This window comes from Streptomyces sp. NPDC024632 (genome assembly GCF_055559175.1).
This window is the reverse complement of sequence record NZ_JBVHLD010000002.1, coordinates 450823-477116: the sequence shown is the minus strand read 5'-3', so window position 1 is coordinate 477116 and position 26294 is coordinate 450823. Positions and strand designations below refer to the sequence as shown.

The 26294-nt window shown below is 72.6% G+C and carries 25 protein-coding genes and 1 riboswitch; of the genes, 17 read left to right on the top strand and 8 right to left on the bottom strand.

Annotation, left to right across the window (positions count from 1 at the left end):
* Positions 1-48 precede the first annotated feature (48 nt).
* The 11 genes from ftsH to ACZ37P_RS05405 all read left to right on the top strand — a co-directional run bounded on the left by ftsH (position 49) and on the right by ACZ37P_RS05405 (position 10949).
* The gene (ftsH, locus tag ACZ37P_RS05455; protein WP_355337283.1) at positions 49-2100 is read left to right on the top strand and encodes an ATP-dependent zinc metalloprotease FtsH; all 2052 of its coding nucleotides are present in this window, start codon (positions 49-51) and stop codon (positions 2098-2100) included.
* 145 nt (positions 2101-2245) lie between these two features.
* Entirely contained in the window at positions 2246-2854 is a 609-nt protein-coding gene (gene folE / locus ACZ37P_RS05450) for a GTP cyclohydrolase I FolE (RefSeq protein WP_188283469.1), read from the top strand.
* 221 nt (positions 2855-3075) lie between these two features.
* On the top strand, positions 3076-4920 hold the full coding sequence (locus ACZ37P_RS05445) for a phosphatidylglycerol lysyltransferase domain-containing protein (RefSeq protein WP_391162505.1): 1845 nt from the start codon (positions 3076-3078) through the stop codon (positions 4918-4920).
* A gap of 23 nt (positions 4921-4943) precedes the next feature.
* Complete coding sequence (gene folP / locus ACZ37P_RS05440) at positions 4944-5813, top strand: dihydropteroate synthase (protein WP_391043034.1); 870 nt, start codon at positions 4944-4946, stop codon at positions 5811-5813.
* Complete coding sequence (locus ACZ37P_RS05435) at positions 5810-6343, top strand: nuclear transport factor 2 family protein (protein WP_355337292.1); 534 nt, start codon at positions 5810-5812, stop codon at positions 6341-6343. Before folP ends, ACZ37P_RS05435 begins: the two co-directional genes overlap by 4 nt.
* A 136-nt stretch (positions 6344-6479) precedes the next feature.
* Positions 6480-6839, top strand: coding sequence for a dihydroneopterin aldolase (folB, locus tag ACZ37P_RS05430; RefSeq protein ID WP_355337295.1), 360 nt, complete (start codon positions 6480-6482; stop codon positions 6837-6839).
* A complete protein-coding gene (folK, locus tag ACZ37P_RS05425; RefSeq protein ID WP_402710631.1) occupies positions 6836-7459 on the top strand; it encodes a 2-amino-4-hydroxy-6-hydroxymethyldihydropteridine diphosphokinase in 624 nt (207 codons plus the stop codon). The genes folB and folK overlap by 4 nt, the downstream gene beginning before the upstream one ends.
* A 106-nt stretch (positions 7460-7565) precedes the next feature.
* Positions 7566-8060 (top strand): DUF3180 domain-containing protein, encoded by a 495-nt coding sequence (locus ACZ37P_RS05420; RefSeq protein ID WP_467344960.1) that lies wholly within the window; start codon positions 7566-7568, stop codon positions 8058-8060.
* Positions 8061-8517: 457 nt separating this feature from the next.
* Entirely contained in the window at positions 8518-9045 is a 528-nt protein-coding gene (locus ACZ37P_RS05415; RefSeq protein ID WP_355337304.1) for a cupin domain-containing protein, read from the top strand.
* Positions 9042-9482 carry a rhodanese-like domain-containing protein gene (locus ACZ37P_RS05410; protein ID WP_467344959.1) on the top strand — a complete coding sequence of 147 codons (441 nt, stop codon included), beginning with the start codon at positions 9042-9044 and terminating at the stop codon, positions 9480-9482. The genes ACZ37P_RS05415 and ACZ37P_RS05410 overlap by 4 nt, the downstream gene beginning before the upstream one ends.
* Before the next feature lie 432 nt (positions 9483-9914).
* Entirely contained in the window at positions 9915-10949 is a 1035-nt protein-coding gene (locus ACZ37P_RS05405) for a hypothetical protein (RefSeq protein WP_401309953.1), read from the top strand.
* A gap of 13 nt (positions 10950-10962) precedes the next feature.
* Here ACZ37P_RS05405 and ACZ37P_RS05400 read toward each other — a convergent pair whose 3' ends face one another.
* The 3 genes from ACZ37P_RS05400 to ACZ37P_RS05390 all read right to left on the bottom strand — a co-directional run bounded on the left by ACZ37P_RS05400 (position 10963) and on the right by ACZ37P_RS05390 (position 14206).
* A complete protein-coding gene (locus ACZ37P_RS05400) occupies positions 10963-11943 on the bottom strand; it encodes a sigma-70 family RNA polymerase sigma factor (protein WP_467344958.1) in 981 nt (326 codons plus the stop codon).
* 80 nt (positions 11944-12023) lie between these two features.
* Positions 12024-13166: an NADH-quinone oxidoreductase subunit D gene (locus tag ACZ37P_RS05395; protein WP_355337313.1), complete on the bottom strand. Its 1143-nt coding sequence runs from the start codon at positions 13164-13166 to the stop codon at positions 12024-12026.
* A 59-nt stretch (positions 13167-13225) separates the two neighbouring features.
* Positions 13226-14206, bottom strand: a complete 981-nt coding sequence (locus ACZ37P_RS05390; protein ID WP_467345230.1) for an SAM-dependent methyltransferase — start codon at positions 14204-14206, stop codon at positions 13226-13228.
* A 224-nt stretch (positions 14207-14430) separates the two neighbouring features.
* Here ACZ37P_RS05390 and ACZ37P_RS05385 point away from each other — a divergent pair, with 224 nt between their 5' ends.
* Positions 14431-15465 carry a carbohydrate-binding protein gene (locus tag ACZ37P_RS05385; protein ID WP_355337316.1) on the top strand — a complete coding sequence of 345 codons (1035 nt, stop codon included), beginning with the start codon at positions 14431-14433 and terminating at the stop codon, positions 15463-15465.
* Between the two features lie 19 nt (positions 15466-15484).
* Here ACZ37P_RS05385 and ACZ37P_RS05380 read toward each other — a convergent pair whose 3' ends face one another.
* The 3 genes from ACZ37P_RS05380 to ACZ37P_RS05370 form a co-directional block, all read right to left on the bottom strand.
* Entirely contained in the window at positions 15485-16444 is a 960-nt protein-coding gene (locus tag ACZ37P_RS05380; RefSeq protein ID WP_355337319.1) for a 1-phosphofructokinase family hexose kinase, read from the bottom strand.
* Between the two features lie 169 nt (positions 16445-16613).
* Positions 16614-17777: an N-acetylglucosamine-6-phosphate deacetylase gene (nagA, locus tag ACZ37P_RS05375; protein WP_355337322.1), complete on the bottom strand. Its 1164-nt coding sequence runs from the start codon at positions 17775-17777 to the stop codon at positions 16614-16616.
* Entirely contained in the window at positions 17777-18709 is a 933-nt protein-coding gene (locus ACZ37P_RS05370; protein WP_355337325.1) for an ROK family protein, read from the bottom strand. The genes nagA and ACZ37P_RS05370 overlap by 1 nt, the downstream gene beginning before the upstream one ends.
* Before the next feature lie 406 nt (positions 18710-19115).
* On the opposite strand from ACZ37P_RS05370, the gene ACZ37P_RS05365 reads away from it, so the two are divergent.
* The 3 genes from ACZ37P_RS05365 to otsB all read left to right on the top strand — a co-directional run bounded on the left by ACZ37P_RS05365 (position 19116) and on the right by otsB (position 21591).
* A complete protein-coding gene (locus tag ACZ37P_RS05365) occupies positions 19116-20366 on the top strand; it encodes an extracellular solute-binding protein (protein ID WP_355337328.1) in 1251 nt (416 codons plus the stop codon).
* Between the two features lie 74 nt (positions 20367-20440).
* Positions 20441-20677, top strand: a complete 237-nt coding sequence (locus ACZ37P_RS05360; RefSeq protein ID WP_188285385.1) for a DUF3263 domain-containing protein — start codon at positions 20441-20443, stop codon at positions 20675-20677.
* A gap of 71 nt (positions 20678-20748) precedes the next feature.
* The gene (gene otsB / locus ACZ37P_RS05355) at positions 20749-21591 is read left to right on the top strand and encodes a trehalose-phosphatase (protein WP_391043051.1); all 843 of its coding nucleotides are present in this window, start codon (positions 20749-20751) and stop codon (positions 21589-21591) included.
* A gap of 15 nt (positions 21592-21606) precedes the next feature.
* On the opposite strand, the gene ACZ37P_RS05350 is transcribed toward otsB, so the two are convergent.
* Both ACZ37P_RS05350 and ACZ37P_RS05345 read right to left on the bottom strand, forming a co-directional pair.
* Positions 21607-23028: an alpha,alpha-trehalose-phosphate synthase (UDP-forming) gene (locus ACZ37P_RS05350; protein ID WP_401856171.1), complete on the bottom strand. Its 1422-nt coding sequence runs from the start codon at positions 23026-23028 to the stop codon at positions 21607-21609.
* Between the two features lie 117 nt (positions 23029-23145).
* Positions 23146-24114, bottom strand: coding sequence for a glucosyl-3-phosphoglycerate synthase (locus tag ACZ37P_RS05345; protein WP_355337338.1), 969 nt, complete (start codon positions 24112-24114; stop codon positions 23146-23148).
* Positions 24115-24319: 205 nt separating this feature from the next.
* Positions 24320-24449, top strand: a riboswitch (SAM riboswitch).
* Between the two features lie 17 nt (positions 24450-24466).
* Between ACZ37P_RS05345 and thrC the strand changes: the two genes are divergently transcribed.
* Positions 24467-25759: a threonine synthase gene (thrC, locus tag ACZ37P_RS05340; protein WP_401309971.1), complete on the top strand. Its 1293-nt coding sequence runs from the start codon at positions 24467-24469 to the stop codon at positions 25757-25759.
* A complete protein-coding gene (locus ACZ37P_RS05335) occupies positions 25756-26031 on the top strand; it encodes a MoaD/ThiS family protein (RefSeq protein WP_188285379.1) in 276 nt (91 codons plus the stop codon). The genes thrC and ACZ37P_RS05335 overlap by 4 nt, the downstream gene beginning before the upstream one ends.
* Positions 26032-26294 lie beyond the last annotated feature (263 nt).

The following is a 26294-nucleotide window of genomic DNA, read 5'->3' as shown; positions in this document are numbered from 1 at the left end:
CGGTGCCTCACTGTGGCAGGAGGGACGGGGCGACTTCGCCCCGCATGGATGGACGTGAAGCGCTATTTCCGTGGGCCAGTCATGTGGATCGTGCTGGCTGTCCTCGCCGTGGTCGTGTTGATGCAGGTCGTCGGGTCCGGCGGCGGCTACAAGACGGTGGATACCGGCGAGGTTCTACATGCGATCGAATCAAACCAGGCCAAGTCCGCCGAGCTGACGACAGGCGACGACAACTCCATCAAGATCCAGCTCAGGGACGGATCCAAGGTCGAGGGCAGCTCCAAGGTCCGCGCCAGCTACATCGGCAACCAGGGCTCGGCCATCGCCGCGGAGCTGCAGAACATCGTCGACGGCAAGGTGAAGGGGACCACCCTTCCCGACGGTTACACCGTCTCGCCGTCGAAGCAGAACGCTTTCGTCGGCATTCTGCTGTCGCTGCTCCCGTTCGTCCTCATCGTCGTGGTCTTCCTGTTCCTGATGAACCAGATGCAGGGCGGCGGCTCGCGCGTCATGCAGTTCGGCAAGTCCAAGGCGAAGCTGATCACCAAGGACACGCCGAAGACGACGTTCTCCGACGTGGCCGGTTGCGACGAGGCGGTGGAGGAGCTCCAGGAGATCAAGGAATTCCTCCAGGAGCCCGCGAAGTTCCAGGCCGTCGGCGCCAAGATCCCCAAGGGCGTGCTGCTGTACGGCCGTCCGGGTACCGGCAAGACCCTGCTGGCCCGCGCTGTCGCGGGTGAGGCGGGCGTGCCGTTCTACTCGATCTCCGGCTCCGACTTCGTCGAGATGTTCGTGGGTGTCGGCGCCAGCCGCGTCCGCGACCTGTTCGAGCAGGCCAAGGCGAACGCCCCGGCCATCGTCTTCGTCGACGAGATCGACGCCGTCGGCCGGCACCGCGGTGCGGGTCTGGGCGGCGGTCACGACGAGCGCGAGCAGACCCTCAACCAGCTCCTGGTCGAGATGGACGGCTTCGACGTGAAGGGCGGCGTGATCCTCATCGCCGCCACGAACCGGCCCGACATCCTGGACCCGGCGCTGCTGCGTCCCGGCCGTTTCGACCGGCAGATCGCGGTCGACCCGCCGGACCTCCAGGGGCGCGTGGAGATCCTCAGCGTGCACCAGAAGGGCAAGCCGGTCGCACCGGACGTCGACCTCATGGCCGTCGCCCGCCGCACCCCCGGCTTCACCGGCGCCGACCTGAGCAATGTGCTCAACGAGGCGGCGCTGCTGACCGCGCGCAGCAACAAGAAGGTCATCGACAACGCCACGCTGGACGAGGCGATCGACCGCGTCGTGGCCGGTCCGCAGAAGCGCACCCGGATCATGTCGGACAAGGAGAAGAAGATCACCGCGTACCACGAGGGCGGACACGCCCTGGTCGCGGCGGCCTCGCCGAACTCCGACCCGGTCCACAAGGTGACGATCCTGTCCCGCGGCCGCGCGCTGGGCTACACGATGGTGCTGCCCGACGAGGACAAGTACTCCACGACGCGCAACGAGATGCTCGACCAGCTCGCCTACATGATGGGCGGCCGGGCGGCGGAGGAACTGGTCTTCCACGACCCGACCACCGGCGCGTCGAACGACATCGAGAAGGCCACCGCGACCGCCCGTGCCATGGTCACGCAGTACGGCATGACCGAGCGGCTGGGCGCGATCAAGTTCGGTTCCAGCGACTCGGAGCCGTTCCTCGGCCGTGAGATGGGTCACCAGCGCGACTACTCGGAAGAGGTCGCCGGGCTGGTGGACGAGGAAGTCAAGAAGCTCATCGAGACGGCGCACAACGAGGCGTGGGAGATCCTGGTCGAGAACCGGGACGTCCTGGACAACCTCGTTCTGAACCTGCTGGAGAAGGAGACCCTGAACAAGGAGCAGATCGCCGAGATCTTCGCTCCGATCGTCAGGCGTCCCCCGCGTCCGGCCTGGACGGGCTCCGCCCGTCGTACGCCGTCCACCCGCCCGCCGGTGCTCTCTCCCAAGGAGCTGGCACTGACCAACGGCTCGCAGCCGGCCAACGGCATCACGACGGGTTCGGTCAGCACGACCAAGCCCGTCGCGGAGCCGGTCGACCGTCCCGAGGACGGCACGCCGGAGAGCTGACCGGCGCGAGCCGGTCAGGCACGAGAACAGGCAGTCCGGGCCGGACCCGGAATGCAGGCAGTGGCCCCAGGGTTTTAACCTTGGGGCCATTGCCGTTTTTGGGCCAGCTTTCCCACTTCGCCGAACTTCGGAGGAACGAGGCATCATGACCGACCCCGTGACGATCGACGGCGAGGGTTCGATCGGCGAGTTCGACGAGAAGCGGGCCGAGGCCGCGGTGCGCGAGCTGCTGTACGCGGTCGGCGAGGACCCCGACCGGGAGGGCCTGCGGGAGACCCCGGCGCGGGTGGCGCGCGCGTACAAGGAGATATTCGCCGGGCTCTGGCAGACGCCGGAGGACGTGCTGACCACCACCTTCGACCTCGGGCACGACGAGATGGTGCTGGTGAAGGACATCGAGGTGATGTCGTCCTGCGAGCACCACCTGGTGCCGTTCGTCGGCGTCGCGCACGTCGGCTACATCCCGGCCGTCAGCGGCAAGATCACCGGCCTGTCCAAGCTGGCCCGGCTGGTCGACGTGTACGCCCGCCGCCCGCAGGTGCAGGAGCGGCTGACCACGCAGGTCGCCGACGCCCTGATGCGCATCCTGGAGCCGCGCGGGGTGATCGTGGTCATCGAGTGCGAGCACATGTGCATGACGATGCGCGGGGTCCGCAAGCAGGGCGCGAAGACCATCACCTCCGCCGTACGCGGCCAGCTCCGCGACCCCGCGACCCGCGCGGAGGCGATGAGCCTGATCCTCGGGCGCGGCTGACCGGGCACGCGGCTGACCGGGCACGGGCTGCCTCCGGGCACGGGCCTGCTCGGGCAGGGGCCTGGCGGCTCCGGTAGGCACGGTGCGGTACCGGGCCGCCATAGCCGTTACGTAGACGCGCCGTAGCTGTCACAGTTGCGTTGCCCGCGAAGGAACCCACAGACAGGGTTTCGCGTCCTACTGGGCGCCACTCACTCGCTCGTACTGGACCCTGGTGAAGCATGTCCGCTGACCGTGCCTGTGCCCCGCGTTCGCGCCGCTGGCGGCTGCGACCCTCCGCCGTCCCGGGGATCATCGGCAGCGCCGCCGCGGTCATCGGGCTGCTGGACGTGGTCTCCGCGGTCTTCCCGGCCTTCCGCAACGGCCGGATGCACCACATGGCCGCGGTCTTCCCCGGCACCGTCAGCTCGCTCGCCGCCGCCACCGCGGTCGTCACCGGCGTCCTGCTGCTGATGCTCGCGCACGCGCTCAAGCGCGGGAAGGTCCGCGCCTGGTGGGCGGCCGTCGTGCTGCTGCCGGTCGGCGCGGCCACCCAGCTCGTCTACCGGCACTCGATCTTCGGCGCGCTGGTCTCGCTCGGCCTGCTGTGGGTGCTGATCTCCTACCGCGACGAGTTCACCGCGCTGTCCGACCCGCGCACCCGCTGGCGGGCCCTGCTGAACTTCGTCGGCCTCAGCACCGTCGCTTTCTCCCTCGGCCTGGTCATCACCAGCGCCCACCCGTCCTCCGAGCGCGGCAACCCCGGCTTCCTCGACCGCTGCGAGCACGTCCTGCTCGGCCTGTTCGGCTTCGAGGGACCCGTCACGTACACCAGCGACCGGGTCAACGACCTGGTCGGCTACTCGCTGGGCGGCCTCGGCCTGCTCATCGCGATCTCCACCGCCTTCCTCGCGCTGCGCCCCGGACGCCCGGTCGCCGAGCTGAGCGAGGCCGACGAGGACCGGCTGCGCGCCCTGCTGGCCCGGCACGGCGCCCGCGACTCGCTCGGCCACTTCGCGCTGCGCCGCGACAAGTCCGTGGTCTTCTCGCCCAGCGGCAAGGCCGCCGTCTGCTACCGCGTGGTGTCCGGCGTCATGCTCGCCAGCGGCGACCCGATCGGCGACGTCGAGGCATGGCCCGGCGCCATCGAGCAGTACATGGAGCTGGCCCGCGCGCACGCCTGGCTGCCCGCCGTCGTCGGGTGCAGCGAGACCGGCGGCGAGGTGTGGACCCGCGAGACCGGCCTGGACGCCCTGGAGCTGGGCGACGAGGCGATCGTCACCACCTCCGCCTTCACCCTCCAGGGCCGCGCCATGCGCAATGTCCGCCAGATGGTCAAGCGCATCGAGCGGTCCGGATACGTGTGCCGGGTACGCCGGGTGCGGGACCTCAGCGAGGACGAGAAGCACCGCGTACGGCTGGCCGCGGACGCCTGGCGCGGCACCGACACCGAGCGCGGCTTCTCCATGGCGCTCGGCCGCTTCGGCGAGGAGCTGGACGGGGACTGCGTGGTCGTCACCGCGCACAAGGACCGCGAGCCCGGCGCCCCGCACCCCGAACTGGGCGACCTGCGGGCCGTGCTGCACTTCGTGCCCTGGGGCGCGGACGGCATGTCCCTGGAGCTGATGCGCCGCGACCGGGCCGCCGACCCCGGCCTGAACGAACTGCTGATCGTCGCCGCGCTCCAGGAGGCGCCCGCCCTCGGCATCGCCCGCGTGTCGCTGAACTTCGCGATGTTCCGCTCCGCGCTGGCCCGCGGCGAGCGGATCGGCGCGGGCCCGGTGCTGCGCGGCTGGCGGGGTCTGCTGGTGTTCCTGTCCCGCTGGTTCCAGATCGAGTCGCTGTACAAGTTCAACGCGAAGTTCCAGCCCGAGTGGGTGCCGCGCTTCCTGGTCTTCCCCAACTCCCGTGATCTGCCCAGGATCGGCTTCGCCATCATGCAGGCCGAGGGCTTCGTCACGCTGTCCCTTCCGCTGCCCGACGCCGTCCAGCGTTTCCTGCCCGGGCGCGCCACCCGCCCCCCGCACCGGCACAAGCCCGGCTACGCGACGTCGGTGGACGCGACCGAGCGGAGTGCGGTGGCGTAGGGCGTAGCCCCTACGCTGGGCGCATGAGTACGTTGCTGGGCCGCGTCAGGCCCGTCGGACTGCCGGAGTGGGACCGCTGCGCGGTCATGGGCGTGGTGAACGTCACGCCCGACTCGTTCTCCGACGGCGGGCGGTGGTTCGACCCGGAGCTGGCCGTCAAGCACGGCCTCGATCTCGTGGCGCAGGGCGCCGACATGGTGGACGTGGGCGGCGAGTCCACCCGGCCCGGCGCCAAGCGGGTCGACGAGGCGGAGGAGTTGCGCCGGGTCGTGCCGGTGGTGCGGGAGCTGGCCGCGGCCGGGGTGCTGGTCAGCGTCGACACGATGCGCGGCTCGGTCGCCGAGCAGGCGGTCGCCGCGGGCGCCCGGCTGGTCAACGACGTGAGCGGCGGCCTCGCCGACCCCGCGATGGTCCCCGCGGTCGCCGCCGCCGGGGTGCCGTTCGTCGTCATGCACTGGCGCGGCCAGAGCATCGACATGAACAACCGGGCCGTCTACACCGACGTGCTCGGCGAGGTCGTCACCGAACTGCGCGCGGGCCTGGACCGGGCGGTGGCCGGCGGCATCGACCCCGGCCTGGTGATCCTCGACCCGGGCCTGGGCTTCGCGAAGACCGCGGACCACGACCTGACGCTGCTGGCCCACCTGAGCGCGCTGCGCGAACTGGGCCGTCCGCTGCTGGTCGCCGCCTCCCGCAAGCGGTTCCTCGGCCGCATCCTGGCCGGTGACAACGGCGAACCGCCGCCCGCCAGGGAACGCGACGCGGCCACCGCGGCCGTCACCGCGATCGCCGCCCGCGAGGGCGCCTGGGCGGTCCGCGTCCACGAGGTGCACGCCAGCGCCGACGCCGTCCGCGTCGCCCGCGCCATCGAGATCGGGGGGGTCCGCGCATGACGCCGCGCACCGCGGAGGCCCGCGCCGTCGAGCGGGCCAACCAGGCGTTCTACGACGCCGTGGAGACCTCGGACCTGGACGCGCTGGAGTCGGTGGTCCTGGACGGGCCGCTGGCCGAGTCGGTGGCCGTCGTGCACCCCGGCTGGCCGGTGCTGCGCGGACGCCGCGAGGTCATGCGGTCGTACGCGCTGATCATGGCCAACACGGATTACATCCAGTTCTTCCTGACCGACGTGGAGGTCGCCGTCGACGGCGACAGCGCGGTGGTCACCTGCACCGAGAACATCCTGACCGGCGGCCCCGCCGAGGAGGACGGCTCCGCGGGCTCGCTCGTCGGCGGCCTGGTGGTGGCCACCAACGTCTTCCGACGCACCGCCGACGGCTGGCGGATGTGGGTCCACCACGGCTCGCCGGTGCTGGCCGAGGACGACGACGAGGACGACGAGGACGGCGAGGGCCCCGGCGGATCCGGCGGTCCCGGCGACGATCTGCTGGACGACGAGGGCTTCGACGGGACGGCGGGAGCGTGACCGCGGGCCGCCCGTGACCGGCTCTGTCGGTGACCGACGGTAGATTCGGAGCAGACGACGGGGCGGACCGCCCCGTCCGCCGCCGGCCGGGACACCCCGGACGGCGGCCGTCCGACCGACCGGCGGGAGAGAGTTCGTGGATCGTGTCACGCTGCGGGGCCTGAAGGCCCTGGGCCACCACGGTGTGTTCGAGCACGAGCGCGAGGACGGCCAGGTCTTCGTCGTGGACCTCGTGCTGGGCCTCGACACGGCCCCCGCGGCGGCCGATGACGACCTCACCAGAACCGTGCATTACGGTGTGGTCGCCGAAGAGGTCACGGCCGTCGTCTCCGGCGAACCGGTCGACCTCATCGAAACCCTCGCCCAGCGCATCGCCGACACGTGCCTGGCGCACGACGTCGTGCAAGAGGTCGAGGTGACCGTGCACAAACCGGACGCGCCGATCACCGTGCCCTTCGACGACGTGACCGTGACCATCACCCGGAGGCGCCCGTGAACTCCCCCCGTCGGGAGCACGCCCACAAGCCCGCGTTCGACCCGACCGTGCAGCCCGTACCGGCCTCCGTGGTCGCGCAGGTCGACGCGGCGGACTTCACCCTGAACAACCCCAAGACCGCGGTGATCGCCCTCGGCGGCAACCTCGGCAACCGGCTGGAGACCCTGCAAGGCGCGGTCGACGCGCTGGAGGACACCCCCGGCGTCCGGGTCAAGGCCGTCTCGCACGTGTACGAGACCGAGCCCTGGGGCGTCCCCGAGGGCTCCCAGGCCGCGTACTTCAACGCGGTGGCGCTGGTGCGCACCACGCTGCCGCCCGAGTCGCTGCTGGAGCGCGCCCAGGCCATCGAGGAGGCGTTCCTGCGGGTGCGCACCGAGCGCTGGGGGCCGCGCACCATCGACGTCGACATCATCGCGTACCAGGACGTGGCCTCCGACGACCCGGCGCTGACACTTCCGCACCCGCGCGCCCACGAGCGTGCCTTCGTGCTCGTGCCGTGGTACGACGTGGACCCGGCGGCCGAACTGCCGGGGCACGGCCCGGTCGCGGAACTGATCGGGGCGGTCGGCTCCGCGGGGGTGCGACGGCGCACGGACGTGGAACTCCGGCTGCCCGAATAATCGTTGGGACCTGCGTACCGCGCATCCGCCACGGGCGGGCGCGGGCGGACGAGCGTACACAGGCGCGCGGACGGCGCACTGCACAGAATGTGGAGGCGGGCACTCGGTGAGGACGCTGCGGATCAGGACGCTGGCGGGGCTCTTCGCGGTGGCGGGCGTGCTCTCATGGGCCGCCGCGCGGCTGTGGGACCACGTCGGGACGCTGCCGGGCGTGCCGGTCGCCGCGCCGATCGTGCTCGCGCTGATCGCCGTCGCGCTCCTGGCCACCGCGCTGTCGCTGCGCGCCCGGCTCAAGGCGCAGCGCGAACGGCACCCGGGCGCCAAGGGCGTCGACCCGCTGGCCGCCGCCCGCGCGGTCGTCTTCGGCCAGGCCAGCGCCCTGGTCGCGGCCCTCGTCGTCGGCATGTACGCGGGCACCGGGCTCTACCTGGTGATGTACGACCTCGACATGGACCCGCGCCGCCAGCAGGCCATCTACGCGGGCCTGGCCGTCGTCGCCGGGATCGCGGTGATCGCCGCCGCGATCTTCCTGGAGCGGGTCTGCCGCCTCCCCGAGGACGACGACACGGTGCCGCGCGGCACGACCCCGCACCGCCGCTGACCCGCGCCCGAGGTGCCCGTGTCCCGGCCGCACCTCCCGCCCCGGGGTACGTATCCCACATCCTGAGACGTATCCGACACTCGTGGTCCCCGCCGTTGCGGGGCCGACGCCACCACTCGGACGTCCGGCTTGACCGGCGGGCGGGTGGCGTGGTTCAGTCCGCTACGTGAGCGAACCCGGATGGCATCTGCACCGGAAGGTCCACCTGGACCTCGTCCGGTACGCGGGCTGCATCTGTACGACCGCGCGCTGACGCGCGCCTCCGACGTCCTTCGTTCATCTTTCGCGTCGTAGCCGCAGCCCCGGCCTGATTTTCGTACGAACCCGGCACGCTTCATTCTCAAGGGATCTCTCGTACGCACGCCCCCGCTGCCCGCCGACGCGGCGTATCCCCGGGTGGTGTCCCTTGAATTCCGCTGCTCCCTCGTCCGAACCCGCCGCCGCTTCCGCCTCCGCCGTGTCCACTGTCTCCACCGCGCCCTCGACCGCTCCCGCCGCTCCCACCGCCGCCGATCTCCTCGACTTCGCCCGCAAGGTGGCCGCCGACCCCGCCGTCGTCGGCGATCTGCCGCTCGACCCCGAAGGCCGCACCTGGGTACGGCTGGAGGGCCCCGGCGGCGCGGAGGCGTGGCTGATCGGCTGGCCGCCCGGCGCCGAGACCGGCTGGCACGACCACGGCGGCTCGTACGGCGTCTTCGTCACCGCCGCCGGTGAGCTGACCGAGCAGTCGCTGTCCGTGCCGCTGCCCTCCGAGGGCTGGCGCTCCCTGGAACTGGCCGAGGGCCTGGACCGCAGGCGCGTGCTGCCGGAAGGCGTCGGCCGCGCCTTCGGCCGCAACCACGTCCACCAGGTCACCAACAGCTCCCCGTCCTCGCACGCCGTCTCGGTGCACGCCTACTACCCGCCGCTGCCGCTGATCCGCCGCTACAGCCGCAAGGGCAGCACGCTGCGCCTGGAGCTGGTCGAGCGCCCGGAGGAGTGGTGACCGCGCTCGACGCGCGCCTGGCGGCCGTACGGGCCCGGCTGGACCGGCTGGGCCCCGAGGCCGCCGCCCGCGCCGCGGAACACGACGGCGCCCTGCTGGTCGACATCCGCTACGGCGCGCTGCGCGACCGCGACGGCACGATCCCCGGCGCCGTCATCGTCGAGCGCAACGAACTCGAATGGCGGCTGGACCCCGAGGGCACCCACCGCCTCCCGCAGGCGACGGGCCCCGGCCTGATCGTCGTCGTGATCTGCAACGAGGGGTACGCGTCCTCGCTCGCCGCCGCCTCCCTCCAGGACCTCGGGCTGCGCGCGGCCACCGACCTGGACGGCGGTTTCCAGGCGTGGCGCGCGGCGGGCCTGCCGGTCACCGCGCCGGACGGCACCCCGACGGTCCCCACCGCGCACATCGCGGCACAGGCCGAAGGCGCTTTCTGATCCCGCTACTGATCCCGCTACCGATCGCGGCTCTGATCGCGGCACTGATCCCGTCGCGGGGAAGCTCAAGATCAAATTCCCGGAGTGCGTCGGGGAATACCCCAACAACCCCTTCCGTGAACCGGAGTTGACGTCGGACCCAGGTCGCCGAACCTGGGTATCGGCGCCGCCGTAATCGCCCGCGCGGGCCCGGCACCGGACCCCGCGCCGGGCCCAACGGGGGCGGCCCCGGGGCCCGGTGGGGCGGCGCGCGCGGGGCTCGGCGCCGCCGCGGCGGCACATGAGGACGGCATTGGCCGACGGCACATGGGGGGACACATCGTGCAGCGCCGAATGCCCTCCGTATTCGCCGGACGAATCGCCGTGAGAATCCGCCCAGATATTCGGGACCCGCCTCCCCACGATCCCTTCACACACGCTAAATTTCTGGCCATGCCCCGTGGACGTCACCGCCATTCGCAGCCGCTGCACCGGATGCTGCCGCCGCTGACCGTCGTCGGCAGCGCCGCGGTCCTCGCCGCCGCCGCCCTGTTCTCCGGCGATACGGGCGTGATCCGGGTGCTCACCGTCGCCACCGCGCTGACCGCGTGCGCGGGCGCCGCCCTCGCCCGCACCTGGGACCGCTCCGCCGGCCGTACGGTCGCCGAACTCGAAGCGGCGCGCGTCCGCGAGGAGTGGCGGACCGACGAGCGGGCCGCCGAGTTGGAGACGGACCTGGAGGAGTCCCGCGAGATACGCGGGCGCCTGGAGAAGAAACTCCGGGCCAAGCGCGGGGAATTGGCCAGGCTCCGTACCGAGCACGCCGACCTGCTCCGCCGGTACGCCACCGCCGAGAGCGAGCGCGCCCAGGTGCTGGAGAGCCGCCGTCAGCTCCAACTGGACTCCGCCCCGCGGCAGCTCGCCCTCACCGGCGGTGCCTCGCCGGTCGGCCCCGCCGCCTTCCTCAAGGCCGATCAGGCGCTGCGGGACCTCGGCCGCAACGCCGCCCGCCAGCAGGCCAGGCGCACCGTCGAGGACGCCCGCCGCCGCGACACCGCGGGCCCCGAGGACGAGCCGCAGGGCCGCCACGCGGCGGAGGCCGAGAGCCACACCCGGACCGCCGCGCCCGCCACGTCACCGGCCGGACTGCCGGTCCGCGAACACCGCCTCGTCCCGGCCGTCGCCGCCGCCGTCCTGCCCTACGCGCAGCCCCAGCGCTCGCCGGGCGCCCCCGGCGGCAACGGCAGCCGGGCCATCGGCGGCTTCGACTTCTTCGGCACGCAGAAGCCCGCGGGCGGTGCGGACCCGGAGGACGTCTCCGAGGTGGACGCGCTGGACGACGTGGCCGACCTGGACGACGTCGTGGGGGACGAGGCCGTCGCGGAACACGCCCAGGCCGTCGCGGAGTCGGGCCCCGAGGTCATCGACCTCACGGCCCATGACGAGACCGAACAGCTCGACATGTCGGAACTGCGCGCCCAGGCCTGACGGCGCGGGGGATTCACGCCAGCGGACGCACGTCCAGCGCGGCCAGCCGCCCCGGCTCGGTGACGATGTCGACGGCCGTGATCCGCCCGTCCGCCGCCGAGACAGCGAAGGTCAGGACCCGCGCGTCCGCGGTGTCCAGGTCCACCGCCGCCGCCACGAGTCCGTCGACCAGCACCAGCCGCGCCGTGGAGGCCATCGCGGCGTAACTGACCGCGCCGCGCGCGACGTTGGCCGCGCCCCGGCGGGTGGAGGTGACGCCGGGCCGCCCGGGGACGTCGGAGCGGACGGTGACCTCGGGGTCCAGGACCGCGAGGAGCGCGTCGAAGTCCCCGTCGCGCGCCGCGGCGAGGAACGCCTCGACGGCCGTGCGCCGCAGCGCCGGGTCGGGGTCGGAGACCTCGGTGCCGCCCTGGACGCGGCGCCGGGCGCGGCTGGCGAGCTGGCGGGCGGCGGCGGGGGTGCGCTCCACGATGGGCGCGATGTCGTCGAAGGGCACGGCGAACATGTCGTGCAGCACGAAGGCGAGCCGTTCGGCCGGGTCCAGGGTCTCCAGGACGACGAGCAGGGCGAGCCCCACCGAGTCGGCCAGCAGGGCCTGCTGCTCGGGCCCCGGCGCGGGCAGCGTCACCGCGCCCACGTACCCGTACTCGTATCCGTCCGGCGCGGTGATCGGCTCCTCGCGGCGGGTGCGGCGCGAGCGCAGCATGTCCAGGCAGATCCGGCCGACCACCGTGGTCAGCCAGCCGCCGAGGTTGCGGACCTCGGCGGCGTCGGTGCGGTTCAGCCGCAGCCACGCCTCCTGGACGGCGTCGTCCGCCTCGTCGGCCGAGCCGAGCATCCGGTAGGCCACGGCCCGCAGATGGGCGCGGTTCGCCTCGAACCGCGCCGCCAGCAGCTCTCTGTCGTCCTTGCCGTCGTGCCTGCCGTCTTCCAGGCCGTCGGGCACGCCGTCGTGCCCACCGTCGTCCAAGCCGTCGTCCATGGGTGCGTCCATCGGTCGGTCCTCCGTCACATGCCGTCACTCTCCTGACGGACCAGTGACCCCGAATGTGACGCGCGGACCGCCCGGCGGCGCTACTTGTCGACGTCGCCGACCACGAAGAACATCGACCCGAGGATCGCGACCATGTCCGACACCAGCGTGCCCGGCAGCAGCACCGCCAGCGCCTGGATGTTGTTGTACGACGCGGAGCGCAGCTTCAGCCGGTACGGCGTCTTCTCGCCCTTCGACACCAGGTAGTAGCCGTTGATGCCGAGCGGATTCTCGGTCCACGCGTAGGTGTGCCCCTCGGGGGCCTTGAGCACCTTCGGCAGCCGCTGGTTGATCGGCCCCGGCGGCAGCTCCGCCAGCCGGTCCAGGCACGCGTCCGCGAGGTCCAGCGCGTTGTGCGTCTGCTCCAGCAGCACCTCGAAGCGCGCCAGGCAGTCGCCCTCGGTCCTGGTGACCACCCTCAGGGTGTCGCCCAGCTCCCCGTACGCCAGATACGGCTCGTCGCGCCGCAGGTCGAAGTCGACGCCGGAGCCGCGCGCGATCGGCCCGCTGACGCCGTACGCGTGCACGGCCTCGCGGGACAGGACGCCGACACCGCGGGTCCTGCCGCGGAAGATCTCGTTGCCGAGCACCAGGTCGTCGAAGCGGCCCATCCGCGACCGCACCCCGGCGACCGCCTGGCGCACCCGCCCCTGCCAGCCGTTGGGCAGGTCCTCCTTCAGGCCGCCGACCCGGTTGAACATGTAGTGCATCCGGCCGCCGGAGACCTCCTCCATCACGTGCTGGAGGTTCTCCCGCTCGGAGAAGGCGTAGAAGATCGGCGTGATCCCGCCCAGCTCCAGCGGGTACGAGCCCAGGAACATCAGGTGGTTCAGCACCCGGTTCAGCTCCGCGAGCAGCGTCCGCGTCCACACCGCGCGCTCCGGCACCTCCATGCCGAGCATCCGCTCGACCGACAGCACCACACCCAGCTCGTTCGCGAACGCCGACAGCCAGTCGTGCCGGTTCGCCAGCATCACGATCTGCCGGTAGTCCCGCGCCTCGAACAGCTTCTCCGCGCCCCGGTGCATGTATCCGACGATCGGCTCCGCGCTGCGGATCCGCTCCCCGTCCAGCACCAGCCGCAAGCGCAGCACCCCATGCGTGGACGGGTGCTGCGGCCCGATGTTCAGCACCATGTCGGTGCCCTCGGCCGCCCCGCCGACTCCGATCGTGGTCTCCGTCATGCCGCCATCCTCTCAGGACTCCCCGCCCGTATCCCACGGGCGGTGCCGGGCCCGCGGGCTCAGCGCGCCCGCGGCGACCGCCGTGCCTCCGCCGAGTCCTGAGCCGCCGCCAGGACGCCGGTCACGCCGACCTCCGTCACCAGCCAGGTGAAGTCGCCGAGGCCGCCGCGGGCGGTCAGTTCGGCGGCCTCGCCCGCGGCGGCGAGGCCGCGGACGTAGGCGGCCGGGTCGGCGGCGGCCAGGGCGAGCGGGGGGCGGGCGGCGGAGAGGCCGAGGGAGCGCAGGGCGGCGCGTTGGGGGAGCGCCGTGCCCGGCAGGGCGTCGAGGGCGACATGGGCGGTGAGGTCGCGGGAGCCGTCGGGGACGGGCTCCACCTGGCGGCCGTCGCGGTAGCCGGTGAGCGTGCCGTACGGGGGCCGCGCCGCGCGCGTGTGGGCGTAGTCGACGGCGACGGCCGCCCCGGCGTCCAGCGAGCCGACCGCCTCGGCCCAGGCGGCCTCGCGCGGCAGCCCGATCTCGGCGCGGGCGCCGGGCTCCGGCGACGGCGGCCACCACCGCTCCAGCCACCGCGCGTCGGCGCCGCGCACCGGCTCGCCGAGGCGCTCCGCGCCGTCGGCAGGGCGGACCAGCACCTGGCGGGGCACGCCCGCCCCGTCCGTCTCGGCGACGTCGAGCGGCACATTGTCCAGCCACTCGTTGGCGAAGAGCAGGCCGCGCACACCGCGCGGCGGCCGGTCGCTCCAGGTGATCCGCGGGTCGAGGCCCGGCGGGCGCGGCGCGCGTTCGACGGCGTGGACGCGTACGCGGCCGGCGACCGGCGCGGGGAGCGCGGCCAGCACCCCGGAGCACAGCTCCGCGCGGCCCGCGCCCATGTCGGTGAAGGCCAGCTCGGCCGGGTGCCCGAGGGCCGCGTCGACCCGGACCAGCAGCTCGGCGACGGCCCCCGCGAAGAGCGCGGAGGCGTGCACGGAGGTACGGAAATGCGCCGCGGGCCGCTCCCGCACGAAGAAGCCCTCGGGGCCGTACAGGGCGCGGTCCATGGCCTCCCGCCAGGGCACCCACCGCTCCCGCCACTCGCTGTCCACGGGGTTAACGGTACGTGTCCGGTGAAGTGTGCCTGCTCACAGGGGAACCTTCCTGACCTGGAGATGCGTCGAAGGCTTGAGCGGGGTGTCTCTCGGGGCCGGTAGTGTTCCGGAGATACCACAGGCGCCGCGACGGCGTGTGCAGCGTGTGTGCAGTGCAGTGAGGGAGTGGACAGCGGATGACTGCCGGAAACGACGGCGCCCCTGAGAACGACGACCCGTTCGGTTATCTCTACCGGTCGGAGGGGGGCGAGCAGCAGCCCGAGCAGGCCCCGGTGCAGCAGCCGGGCATGCCGCGTACCTCGCACCACCAGATCCAGCGGGTCGGTGAGCGTCGTCCGCAGCCGCCGCAGACACCCTCGGGCTACGGCTACCCGCAGCAGCAGTCGCCCTCCGGTTACGGCTATCCGCAGCAGACCCAGCAGCAGACGCAGGCGTACGGCCAGCAGCCCGGCCAGCAGCAGTACGGCGGCCAGCAAGGGCAGCAGGGCCAGCAGGGATACCCGGGCCAGCAGGGTTATCCCGGCCAGCAGCCTCCCGCGCAGCCCCCGCACACCCGTCGCGCGGGCGGCGGCGGCCAGCAGGGCGGCGGCGCGCCCAACCGCAAGGGCCTGCTGATCGCGGCGGTCGCCGTGGTCGCGGCCGTGGCCATCGGCATCGCCTTCGCGATGACCAACGGCTCGGGCGACGGCGACAAGAAGGCCAGCGACAAGCCCTCCAGCCCGGCGGTCACCTCGGCCGCGCCCACGGAGACGACGCCGTCGGCCTCCGCGGAACCGACCCCGTACGACTCGAAGAAGACCGACGCCTCGACGCTCGTCCTGACGGGCGGCGCGCAGACGAGCACCGAGCACCCGGGCGCGAGCGCGGCGGGCGGCACCTATGTCGACCACCTGACGCAGGTCGGCGCGACCGTGACGTGGACGGTGACGGTGCCGAAGGACGGCCCGTACACGCTCTTCACGTACTACGGGAACGCGGGCGACGACGCGACGCTCACCCTCGGGGTGAACGGCAAGGCGCGCAGCGGCCCCGTCAATCTGAAGAACTACGGCCACTACACGGACTGGGCGAAGGCGTGGAACAACCACACCTACTCCTGGATCGACCTCAAGGAGGGCTCCAACACCGTGACGCTGAGCTGCCAGCAGGGCAATCAGTGCGCGGTCAACCTGGACCAGTTCGAACTCAAGCAGGGCCAGGTCACCGAGTAGCCGCCGCCGGGGCCCGCCCTCACACCGCCGCGCCGGGCTCCGCGGGCACCACCGTCACCTGGGGCAGCAGCTCCGCGTAGACGGCCGCGTCGAATTCGCCCGCCGCGGGCGCCGCGACCGTGGCCGCCGACAGCGCGACCGCCCGCGCCAGCCGCCGCGGCCACGTCAGGCCCTCCGCGAGCCCGGACAGCAGCCCCGCCACCGCCGAGTCGCCCGCGCCCGTCGGATTGCCCGCCAGGCGCGCGGGCGGCAGCGCCTGCCAGCCGCCCTCCTCGGTCAGCGCCAGCATCCCGTCCTCGCCGAGCGAGGCGGCCACCGCGCGGGCGCCGCGCCGCCGGGCGTCACCGGCCGCGCGGGCGGGCTCGGAGAAGCCGGTCAGGCCGGTCAGCTCCACCGCGTTCGGCTTGATCAGGTCGGGGCGCGCGGCCAGCCCGCGGCGCAGCGGCTCCCCGCTGGTGTCCAGCAGCACGAACACCCCGGCGGCCCGCGCCTCGCGCACCAGCTCCGCGTACGCGCCCACCGGCAGCCCCGGCGGCAGGCTGCCGCACAGCGCCACGGCCGTCGCGCGGCCGTCGGCGAGCAGCGCGCGGTAGCGCTCCAGGAACCCGCCCCACTCGCGCGGGGTGACCGTGGGCCCCGGTTCGTTGAACATCGTCGTGTCGCCGGTCGTGTCGTCCACGACGCCCACCGTGCGGCGGGTGGTGCCCGCGATGGGCACCAGCGCGTCGGTCAGCAGCCCGTCGTCGTACTCGGCGGCCCGCTCGGCGAGCCGTTCGCGCAGCTCGGCGCCGACCGGGCCGCCGACGAAGCCGGTGACGACGGCGGGGCGGCCGAGCGCGGCCAGCACGCGGGCGACGTTGAGTCCCTTGCCGCCGGGGCGTTCCGCGGTGTGGGTGACCCGGTGGGTGGAGTGCGGTCGGAGCGACGGGACCCGGTAGGTCACATCGAGGGCGGCGTTCAGCGTGACGGTGATGATCACCTGACGATGATGACAAAAGTACGGCGGTCGGCCCAGTGCGCGCCGACCGCCGTTACGCAGCTTTTAGCGAGAATCCGCGAAAATCGGGTGAACTCACCGCCCGGACGCCCCCGCACACGCCTGCCGGGCGCCCCCGAACACACCTGCCGGGCGCACCCTCCGGCGACGGCTAGTCGGGCCGGACGACCCACTCGCCCTTGCGCATGACGCCCACCAGGTCGTACGCCGCGTCCAGCACCACCAGGTCCGCGTCCTTGCCGGGCTCCAGCGTGCCGATGCGGTCGTCCAGGCCGAGCAGCCGCGCCGGGTTGGTGGAGATGGCGCGTACGGCGTCGGTCAGCGACAGCCCGTCCAGCGTGACGGCCCGCTTGAAGGCGGTGTCCAGGGTGAGCGTCGACCCGGCGATCGAGCCGCCCTCGACCAGCCGCGCGACCCCGTCGAGCACCTCGACCTTCATCGGGCCCAGGTCGTAGTGGCCGTCGCCGAAACCGGCCGCGTCCATCGCGTCGGTGATGAAGGCGACCCGCCCGGCGCCCGCGCTCCCGAAGGCCAGTTCCAGGACGGCCGGGTGCAGATGCGTACCGTCGTTGATCAGCTCGACGGTCACCCGCTCGTCCTCCAGCAGCGCCGCGATCGGGCCGGGCGCGCGGTGCTGGAGCGGCGGCATCGCGTTGAACAGGTGGGTGGCCACGGTCGCGCCCGCGTCGATGGCCTCCAGCGTCTGCTCGTACGTGGCGTCGGTGTGGCCGATCGCCGCGATCACGCCGAGGTCGGCCAGCAGCCGTACGGAATCGATTCCGCCGGGCAGTTCGGCCGCCAGGGTGACCATCCGGACGGCCCCGCGGCCCGCCTCGACCAGCTTGCGCACATCGGCCGGGTCGGGGTCGCGCAGCAGCGCCTCGTCGTGCGCGCCCTTGCGGCACGGCGAGATGAACGGGCCCTCGTAGTGGATTCCGGCGAGGTCGCCCTGCTCCACCAGCTCGGCCAGCAGCCCGGCCTGCTTGGCCAGGACGTCCAGCGCGTTGGTGACGGTCGAGGCGACCACCGTGGTCGTGCCGTGCGCGCGGTGGGTGCGCACACCGGTGAGGATGTCGTCGGCGGTGCCCGAGGTGAAGGACGCGCCGCCGCCGCCGTGGTTGTGGATGTCCACGAAGCCGGGCACGACGGTGTGGCCCGCGAGGTCCACGGTGGCCGTCGAGACGTGCTCGTCGGCCTCGTTCGCCGCGATCCGGGTGCCCTCGACGGTCAGCCGGCCGCCTTCCACCACACCTGACGGCAGGACCACACGGGCACCCGCCAGCACCGTGCGCTGCGTTGTCGTTACGGGGGCCATCAGGCGGTTACCTCCACGGAGAGTAGATCCCAGGCGAGCAGGCCGGCGCCCAGGCATCCAGCGGTGTCCCCCAGCGCGGCGGGGACGATGAGGGGGAGTTTCTGGAAGGTGATACGTGCCTCCACGGCCGCGCGCAGCGGCCCGAAGAGGGTGTCCCCGGCCTCCGCGAGCCCGCCGCCGATGATCAGCACGCGCGGGTCCAGAAGGGTGAGCCCGGTGACCAGGCCGTCGGCCAGCGCGCCGATCGCCTCGCCCCACACCGCGAGCGCCCGCGGGTCGCCGGTCTCGACGGCGCGCGCGCAGTCCGCGGCGTCCGCGTCCGGGTCGCCGCTCGCCTCGGCCCAGGCGCGCGAGACCGCGCCCGCCGAGGCCAGCGCCTCGAGACAGCCGCGCTGCCCGCAGCCGCACTCCGGGCCGCCGGGGCGGACCACGATGTGCCCGATCTCGCCCGCGTAGCCGTGCGCGCCCGCCTCGATCCGGCCCTCGATGCCGATGGCGCCCGCGATGCCGGTGCCCAGCGGGAGGAAGAGGAAGCGGTCGGCGCCGTTGCCCGCGCCGATCCGGCCCTCGGCGAGGCCGCCGGTGCGGACGTCGTGGCCGAGCGCCACCGGTACGCCGTCCAGCCGCTCGGACATCAACGCCCGCAGCGGGACGTCCTTCCAGCGGAGGTTCGCGGCGTAGACGGCGATCCCGTTGACGTCGTCGACGATGCCGGGCACCGCGACCCCGGCCGCGGCGGCGGGTTCGCCGTACTCGCGCACGCCGTGGTCGCGCAGTTCGGCCGCGAAGTCGAGGATCGCGGCGACCACGGCGTCGGGGCCGCGTTCTCTGCCGGTCGGACGGCGCGCCTGGTGCAGGAGCGTTCCGTCCGCGCCGACCAGCGCGGCCTTCATTCCGGTGCCGCCCACATCGAGAGCGATGACATGTCTCACGGGGACAGTGTCGCGGCTAACACCTAAAAAGGTCTAGTCCACTCCGCGAGGAAAGATCACGCGTCAGGCGGCGTTTGCGGAGCAACGGGACACTCGGGCGCGCCGCGACGGGACATCCGGGGGACACACGACGGACGCCCGCCGGACGTACGCCGGTTCCGTGCCGCTTTCCGGGCCGCTTTCCGGGCCGGTCCCGCGCAGGTCGCGTGCCGCTCGCGTGCCGGTCTCCCGCCGGTCCCGGAGCGCGCCCGTCGCCGGTCCGCGCGCGGACCCGTTGCGCAAGCGATACCACTCATGGTGTAGACCTTGGGCAAAGGTGTGGGGAAGACTCGACGCTTCCGTAGCGGTACGCGAGCAAGTGTGCAAGAAGGCGGTAGGAACGGTGCAGCGGCGACGACTTCACGGCTTGGCGGCGATCGGCATCACGTCGGCCCTGGCGATCACCACTCTTACGGCGTGCGGCAACAGTTCACCGCTGAACAGCGACGTCACCCTGCACTTCGTCGCCGCCGACTACGGCGACCCGAAGACGAACAACAGCTCCAAGACGTACTGGGACGACCTCGCGCGCTCCTTCGAGGCGCGCAACCCGCACATCAAGATCAACGTCGAGATCATCGACTGGGACCACGTGGACGACAAGGTCGCCCAGATGGTCAAGGCGAACAAGGCCCCCGACGTCGCGCAGATCGGCTCCTACGCGGCCTACGCCGCCGGCAAGCAGCTCTACAGCGCCGACGAGCTGTTCCCGATCAGCATGCAGTCGGACTTCATCCCCTCGATGGTCAACGCCGGTTCCGTGGACCGCACCCAGTACGGCATACCCTTCGTCTCCAGCTCGCGCATGTTCTTCTACAACAAGAAGCTCTTCAAGAGCGCGGGCATCAAGCACGCCCCCGAGACCTGGGACGAGCTCAAGGCCGACGCGGTCAAGCTCAAGGCCGACGGCGTGAAGGTGCCCTACGGACTGCCGCTGGCCCCCGAGGAGGCGCAGGCCGAGTCCCTGATGTGGATGCTCGGCGCGCAGGGCGGCTACACCGACACCGTCGGCAGCTACACCTTCGACTCCGCGCCCAACGTCGAGGCGTTCGCCTGGGTCAAGAAGAACCTCGTCCAGACCGGCCTGGTCGGCCCGACCGACCCCGCCAAGACCAACCGCCGCGACACCTTCGCCGCCTTCCTGGCCGGCAAGGCGGGCATGGTCATGGGCCACCCCACCCTGCTCACCCAGGCCAAGGCCGCCGGTATCGACGTCGGCGTCGTCCCGCTGCCCGGCCAGAGCGGCCCCAGCAGCGACACCCTCGGCGTCGCCGACTGGATGATGGCGTTCAAGCAGAACGGCAACCGGGACGCGGACGGCAAATTCCTCCAGTTCGTCTTCAACGAGCAGAATTCGCTGAAGTTCCTCAACCAGTACGGGCTGCTGCCGGTGACCATCACCGCGTCCCAGGCGATGCGGAAGAACCCGGCCAACAAGGACCTGGTCCAGTTCCTGAACCTGCTGCCCGACGCCGTGTTCTACCCCGTCAACAAGACCTCGTGGGGCCCGGTCAGCGACGAGGTCAAGAAGAACATCGGCCAGGCCGTGCACGGCGACCCGAAGACGGTCCTGTCCGACCTCCAGCGCTTCGCGCTCACGACGGACTCCGGCAAGTAGCGGCCCTCGGCGGTACGGTGACGGCCGTCGGGTACGCCGACGGCCCGACCGCACCGACAGGGGAGAGGGGCGCCATGACACGGGAAGAACCGCTCTCCGCGCGCGACATCGCCGTCCTGGCCATCGCCGCCCGCACCTGGACCGGACCGGGACCGCGCGAACGGGCCATACGCGAACGCCTCGGCATGTCCCCGACCGCGTACTTCCAGCTCCTCAACGCCCTGCTGGACGACCCCCGGGCCGTCGCCCACGACCCGGTGACGGTCAACCGGCTGCGCAAGGAGCGCGACGCCCGCCGCGACCTGCGCTGACGGCCCGCGCGGGGCGCGCGTGCCACCGTACGCCGGGCATGCGCCCGGGGGACGCGGGTAGGGTCGGCTGCATGGCCTCCGCCGACATCCCCGCCCCCACCACGCCCGAGGGAAAGGAAGGTCTCGCGGCGCTGCTCGCGCGGCCGGAACGCGCCGTCGTCGCCCTTGACTTCGACGGCACCCTCGCCCCGATCGTGCCCGACCCCGAGCAGGCCCGCGCCCACCCCGGCGCCGTCCCCGCCCTCGTCAGGCTCGCCCCGCACCTCGCCGCCGTCGCCGTCGTCACCGGCCGCCCGGCGGGCGTCGCCGTACGCTACGGCGGCTTCGCCGGGGTCGCGGGACTCGAACACCTCGTCGTGCTCGGCCACTACGGCGCCGAGCGCTGGGACGCGCCCACCGGCTCCGTCCACACCCCCGGCGACCACCCCGGCGTCACCTCGGTCCGCGCCGAGCTGCCCGGCTTCCTCGACCGCAACGGCGCCTGGCGCGGCACCTGGGTGGAGGACAAGGGCCGCGCGGTCGCCGTCCACACCCGCCGCGCCGAGGACCCCGACGCCGCCTTCGAGGCGCTGCGCGGTCCGCTGGCCGAACTCGCCGCCCGGCACGGCCTCATGGTCGAGCCCGGCCGCTTCGTCCTCGAACTGCGCCCGCCCGGCGTGGACAAGGGCGTCGCCCTGGCCGCCTACCTCCGCGAGGTCGGCGCCGGCTCGGTGCTCTACGCGGGCGACGACCTCGGCGACCTCGCCGCCTTCGCCGCCGTCCAGGCCCTGCGCGAGGACGGCCTGCCCGGCCTGCTCGTCGCCAGCGCCGCGCCCGAGACGCCCGAGGAAGTCCTCCGCGCCGCCGACCTCGCCGTCCCCGGCCCCGAGGGCGTCGTCTCCCTCCTCGACGCCCTCGCGGACGCCCTGGACTGAGCCCGGACCCGGTGCTCAGCCGTCCAGGGCGTGCAGCTGGTCCAGGAACCAGCGGGACGGGGGGAGCGCGGTGGCCGCGTCGGCGAGGCGCTTGGTGCGCTCGGCGCGGTCCGCCTCCGGGAGGGTGAGGGCCGTGTGCAGGGCGGCGGCGGTCTCGCGGATGTCGTACGGGTTGACGACGATCGCGTCGTCGCCCAGCTCGGCGAAGGCGCCCGCCTCGCGGGACAGCACCAGGGCCACCCCGTTGTCGGAGACGACGGGGACCTCCTTGGCGACGAGGTTCATGCCGTCCCTGATCGGGTTGACCAGGGCCACGTCGGCGAGCCGGTAGGCGGCCAGGGAGCGGGCGAAGTCGTCGTCGACCTTGAGCAGCACCGGCTGCCAGTCGGGCGTGCCGAATTCGGCGTTGATCTCCTCGGCCAGCCGGGCGACCCCCTCGGTGTACTCGCGGTAGACCGCGAGATCCTGCCGGGAGGGGTAGGCGAAGGCGACGTGGACGACCCGGCTGAGCCATTCGGGGTGCTCCTGGAGGAGCTGCCGGTAGGCGAGCAGGCCGCGCACGATGTTCTTGGACAGTTCCGTACGGTCCACGCGCACGATCAGCTTGCGGTCGGCACCCGTCTCCGACCGCAGCCGCGTGATGCGCTCGGCGACGTCCGGGCGGTGCGAGCGCTCGCGCAGGAAGTCGCCGTCGGCGCCGAGGCCGTGCACGCCGAGCCGGGTCGTACGGCCGCGGTGGGTGACCGCCCGGCCGTCGTCGCGGAGCGTGGCGCCCAGCACGCTGACGCAGCACGCGGCGAAGGCGTCGGCCCAGCGGCGGGTCAGGAACGCGGCGCGGTCCGCGCCGAGGATGCCTTCGAGCAGTTCTGCGGCGATGTCGTCGGGCAGCAGCCGGAAGTAGTCCGGCGGCGCCCACGGGGTGTGCGTGAAGTGGCCGATCCGCAGGTCGGGGCGGCGGGCCCGGAGCAGCGCCGGGACCAGCGACAGGTGGTAGTCCTGCACCAGGACGTGCGCGCCGTCCGCCGCCTCCTCCGCCAGCGCCTCGGCGAACGCCTCGTTGTACGCCTGGTACGCCGCCCACTGGCCGCGGAAGTCCTCGTCGAAGAGCGGCTCGAACGGCGTCTGGTAGAGCAGGTGGTGGACGAACCACAGCACCGAGTTGGCGATGTCGTTGTACGCGGCCTCGAAGACGCTCTCCTCGACGGCGATCATCCGGGCGCCCGGCTCGCCGACCCCGCGCCGTACCGCCTCACGGTCGCCCTCGCCCAGGGCCGCGCACACCCACACCGCGTCCGCCTCGGGGCCGATCGCGCTCAGGCCCGACACCAGGCCGCCGCCGCCGCGTCTGCTGCTCAGCTCCCCGTCGTCCCCCAGCGCATACGAAACCGGCCCCCGATTCGAAGCGACCAGAATCCGTGCCGCACGCGTTTCGACCATGCCGCCAGCCTAGCCGCGTGGGCTCCGCCCCAAACGTCGTGGACCCTCCTGCTCCGTAGGAGACCGCGCCGGTCAGCCCCGCGGCCCCGGCGGCGCGGGGGCCTGGCGGGGGAGCCGTCAGGCGGCGCGGCGGGCGAGGTATTCGGGGAGGTGGGCCATGGGCGGGCGTTCGTCGACGTCGACGGGGTGGGTGAGCGGGGTGAACCCCCCGGAGGGGTCCCGGTGGAACTGGGTGAGGCGGGGGCGGACCAGGGGCGCCCGGGACAGCCGCAGGCTCGCCGTGCGATAGATGGCGGCCGACATCCGCCCGAGCGCCTGCCCGTCCTGATGCCGGTGGTGCCGGACGCCCACGTCCACCTGCCCGAGCGCGTCGAGCCCCGCCAGGGACAGGGCGTCGATGAGCATGCCCAGTTCCACGCCGTACCCGACGGGGAACGGCAGCCGCTCCAGCAGCGAGCGCCGCGCCGCGTACTCCCCGCCCAGCGGCTGGACGAAGCCCGCCAGCCGCGGCCAGTGCAGATTGAGCAGCGGCCGGGCGACCAGCTCGGTGACCCGGCCGCCGCCCGCCGGCACCACCGCGCCGCCGGTCTCCAGCGGCCGGTCGTACATCGCCTTGACCAGCTCCACGTCCGGCTCGGTGAGCAGCGGCCCGACGATCCCCGACACGAAGCGCGAGTCGAACGAGCGCAGGTCCGCGTCCACGAAACAGACGATCTCGCCGCGGGTGACCAGCAGCGACCGCCACAGCACCTCGCCCTTGCCGGGCAGCGCGGGCAGCCGCGGCAGGATCGCGTCGCGCTGCACCACCCGCGCCCCGGCCCGCGCCGCGACCTGCGCCGTACGGTCGCGGGAGCCGGAGTCGACCACGATCAGCTCGTCGACCAGCGGCACCTCGTCGGTCATCAGGTCGCGGCGGATCGCCGCGACGATCTCGCCGACCGTCGCCTCCTCGTCGAGCGCGGGCAGCACCACGCTGACCGTGCCCTGCGGCCCCGCGGCCCGCTTCGCGGCGAGCAGCAGGTCGAGCGGCCGGTCGGCGGCGGACCAGGACCGCCGCTCCAGCCACCGCTCCACCTCATCGAGCACGGTCCCGTCCCCTTTTCGTACGGTGGGAGCCCTCAGAAACCAGCCGGACGGCCGCCCCAGCGGCCATCTCGCCGTTCGGACGACTATCTCAACTGTCACGCTTGTCGGTTACAGTCTTGAACAACGCGTATGACCGCCGCATGCCGGGGGTCGTAGCGCGGGACAAACGCGTCGCCGCCGCACAGAAGGCGGGCAGGCGCCATACCGCTCATCCAGAGGGGCAGAGGGAACGGCCCGTTGAAGCCCCGGCAACCCTCCCGCCGACCGCGAGGTCACACGGTGGGGAAGGTGCCAATTCCGTCTTGTGGCGACGTACGTCACAAGGAAGATGAGGAGAAAGGGCCTCGCCATCATGGCTGTGCAGACCGTCGCCAGCACCCACGACAGCACCAGCACTCCCCCCTTCGGACCCGCCTCCGCGCTGTCCTGCCGGGAGTGCGGCACCCGCTTCCCGCTGAGCCCGGTCTTCGCCTGCGAGGAGTGTTTCGGGCCCCTCGAAGTCGCGTACGACCTGCCGCTCGGCGACCCCGAGTCGCTGCGCAAGCGGATCGAGGCGGGACCCACCAGCATCTGGCGGTACGCGCCGCTGCTGCCGGTCCCCGCCGACGTCACCGACAAGCCCAACCTCCACCCGGGCTGGACCAAGCTCGTCAAGGCCGACAACCTCGCCCGTGAACTGGGCATCACCGGCGGCCTGCACATCAAGGACGACTCCGGCAACCCGACGCACTCCTTCAAGGACCGCGTCGTCGCCATCGCCTTGGAGGCCGCCCGTACCTTCGGCCTCACCACGCTCTCCTGCTCCTCCACCGGCAACCTCGCGGGCGCCGTCGGCGCCGCCGCCGCGCGCGCCGGTTTCCGCTCCTGCGTGTTCATCCCGCACGACCTGGAGGCGGGCAAGGTCGTCATGGCCGCGGTCTACGGCGGCGAACTGGTCGGCATCGAGGGCTCGTACGACGACGTGAACCGCTTCTGCTCCGAGCTGATCGGCGACCCGATCGGCGAGGGCTGGGGCTTCGTCAACGTCAATCTGCGGCCCTACTACGGCGAGGGCTCCAAGACCCTGGCGTACGAGATCTGCGAACAGCTCGGCTGGCGCATCCCCGACAACCTGGTGATCCCGATCGCGTCCGGCTCCCAGCTCACCAAGATCGACAAGGGCCTGCGCGAGCTGATCGCGCTCGGCCTGGTCGAGGACAAGCCGTACAAGATCTACGGCGCCCAGGCCGAGGGCTGCTCGCCGGTCTCGGCGGCGTTCAAGGCGGGGCACGACGTGGTGCGGCCGGTGAAGCCGGACACCATCGCCAAGTCGCTGGCGATCGGCAACCCGGCGGACGGCCCGTACGTGCTGGACATCGCCCGGCGGACCGGCGGCGCGGTCGACGACGTGAACGACGAGCAGGTCGTGGACGCGATCAAGCTGCTCGCGCGCACCGAGGGGATCTTCGCGGAGACCGCGGGCGGGGTGACCGTGGGGGTGCTGAAGAAGCTGATCGAGACCGGGCAGCTCGACCCGGCCGCCGAGACCGTCGTCCTCAACACCGGCGACGGACTGAAGACTTTGGACGCGGTGGCACCGACCACCGGCCCGACCGCCACCATCCGCCCGACCCTTGACGCGTTCCGAGAGGCTGGCCTCGCATGAGTGCTTCTGTTCGTATCCCCACCATTCTCCGCACCTACACCGGCGGCCAGGCCGAGGTTCCGGCCGAGGGCGGCACGCTGGCCGAGGTGATCGACTCGCTGGAGAAGAATCACGCGGGCATTTCGGCGCGCGTTCTCGACGACACCGGAAAACTCCGTCGTTTCGTGAACGTCTATGTCAACGACGACGATGTTCGCTTTTCCGACGGTCTCGCCACCGCTGTCCCCGACGGCGCGAGCGTTTCGATCATTCCGGCGGTAGCGGGCGGCTGATCAACTTCCCGTAACGGCCCGGCTACACCTGCCGTTTTGTGCCCCATTCACCCTTTTGCGGTGGATGGGGCACAGTGCTGTACGGGGGCCGGACCGGGCCGAACGGCCGTGTCCTGGGCGGTAGTTGAAAGGTTGTACTGTTGCCACGGGCAAGTTGCCGCCGCGAACGGTCAGTGCGGCGATTTATCGCCAAATTCACGTGTGGATTGTCGCATAGGCGACGTATGTCCGGTCCGAGATGCCCCGCCATAGCGCCCTATTCT

Coding starts and splice junctions, on each gene's coding strand:
- ftsH (WP_355337283.1), top strand. CDS start 49: ATGGACGTGAAGCGCTATTTCCGTGGGCCAGTCATGTGGATCGTGCTG.
- folE (WP_188283469.1), top strand. CDS start 2,246: ATGACCGACCCCGTGACGATCGACGGCGAGGGTTCGATCGGCGAGTTC.
- ACZ37P_RS05445 (WP_391162505.1), top strand. CDS start 3,076: ATGTCCGCTGACCGTGCCTGTGCCCCGCGTTCGCGCCGCTGGCGGCTG.
- folP (WP_391043034.1), top strand. CDS start 4,944: ATGAGTACGTTGCTGGGCCGCGTCAGGCCCGTCGGACTGCCGGAGTGG.
- ACZ37P_RS05435 (WP_355337292.1), top strand. CDS start 5,810: ATGACGCCGCGCACCGCGGAGGCCCGCGCCGTCGAGCGGGCCAACCAG.
- ACZ37P_RS05405 (WP_401309953.1), top strand. CDS start 9,915: ATGCCCCGTGGACGTCACCGCCATTCGCAGCCGCTGCACCGGATGCTG.
- ACZ37P_RS05400 (WP_467344958.1), bottom strand. CDS start 11,943: ATGGACGCACCCATGGACGACGGCTTGGACGACGGTGGGCACGACGGC.
- ACZ37P_RS05395 (WP_355337313.1), bottom strand. CDS start 13,166: ATGACGGAGACCACGATCGGAGTCGGCGGGGCGGCCGAGGGCACCGAC.
- ACZ37P_RS05390 (WP_467345230.1), bottom strand. CDS start 14,206: ATGGACCGCGCCCTGTACGGCCCCGAGGGCTTCTTCGTGCGGGAGCGG.
- ACZ37P_RS05385 (WP_355337316.1), top strand. CDS start 14,431: ATGACTGCCGGAAACGACGGCGCCCCTGAGAACGACGACCCGTTCGGT.
- nagA (WP_355337322.1), bottom strand. CDS start 17,777: ATGGCCCCCGTAACGACAACGCAGCGCACGGTGCTGGCGGGTGCCCGT.
- ACZ37P_RS05360 (WP_188285385.1), top strand. CDS start 20,441: ATGACACGGGAAGAACCGCTCTCCGCGCGCGACATCGCCGTCCTGGCC.
- otsB (WP_391043051.1), top strand. CDS start 20,749: ATGGCCTCCGCCGACATCCCCGCCCCCACCACGCCCGAGGGAAAGGAA.
- ACZ37P_RS05350 (WP_401856171.1), bottom strand. CDS start 23,028: ATGGTCGAAACGCGTGCGGCACGGATTCTGGTCGCTTCGAATCGGGGG.
- thrC (WP_401309971.1), top strand. CDS start 24,467: ATGGCTGTGCAGACCGTCGCCAGCACCCACGACAGCACCAGCACTCCC.
- ACZ37P_RS05335 (WP_188285379.1), top strand. CDS start 25,756: ATGAGTGCTTCTGTTCGTATCCCCACCATTCTCCGCACCTACACCGGC.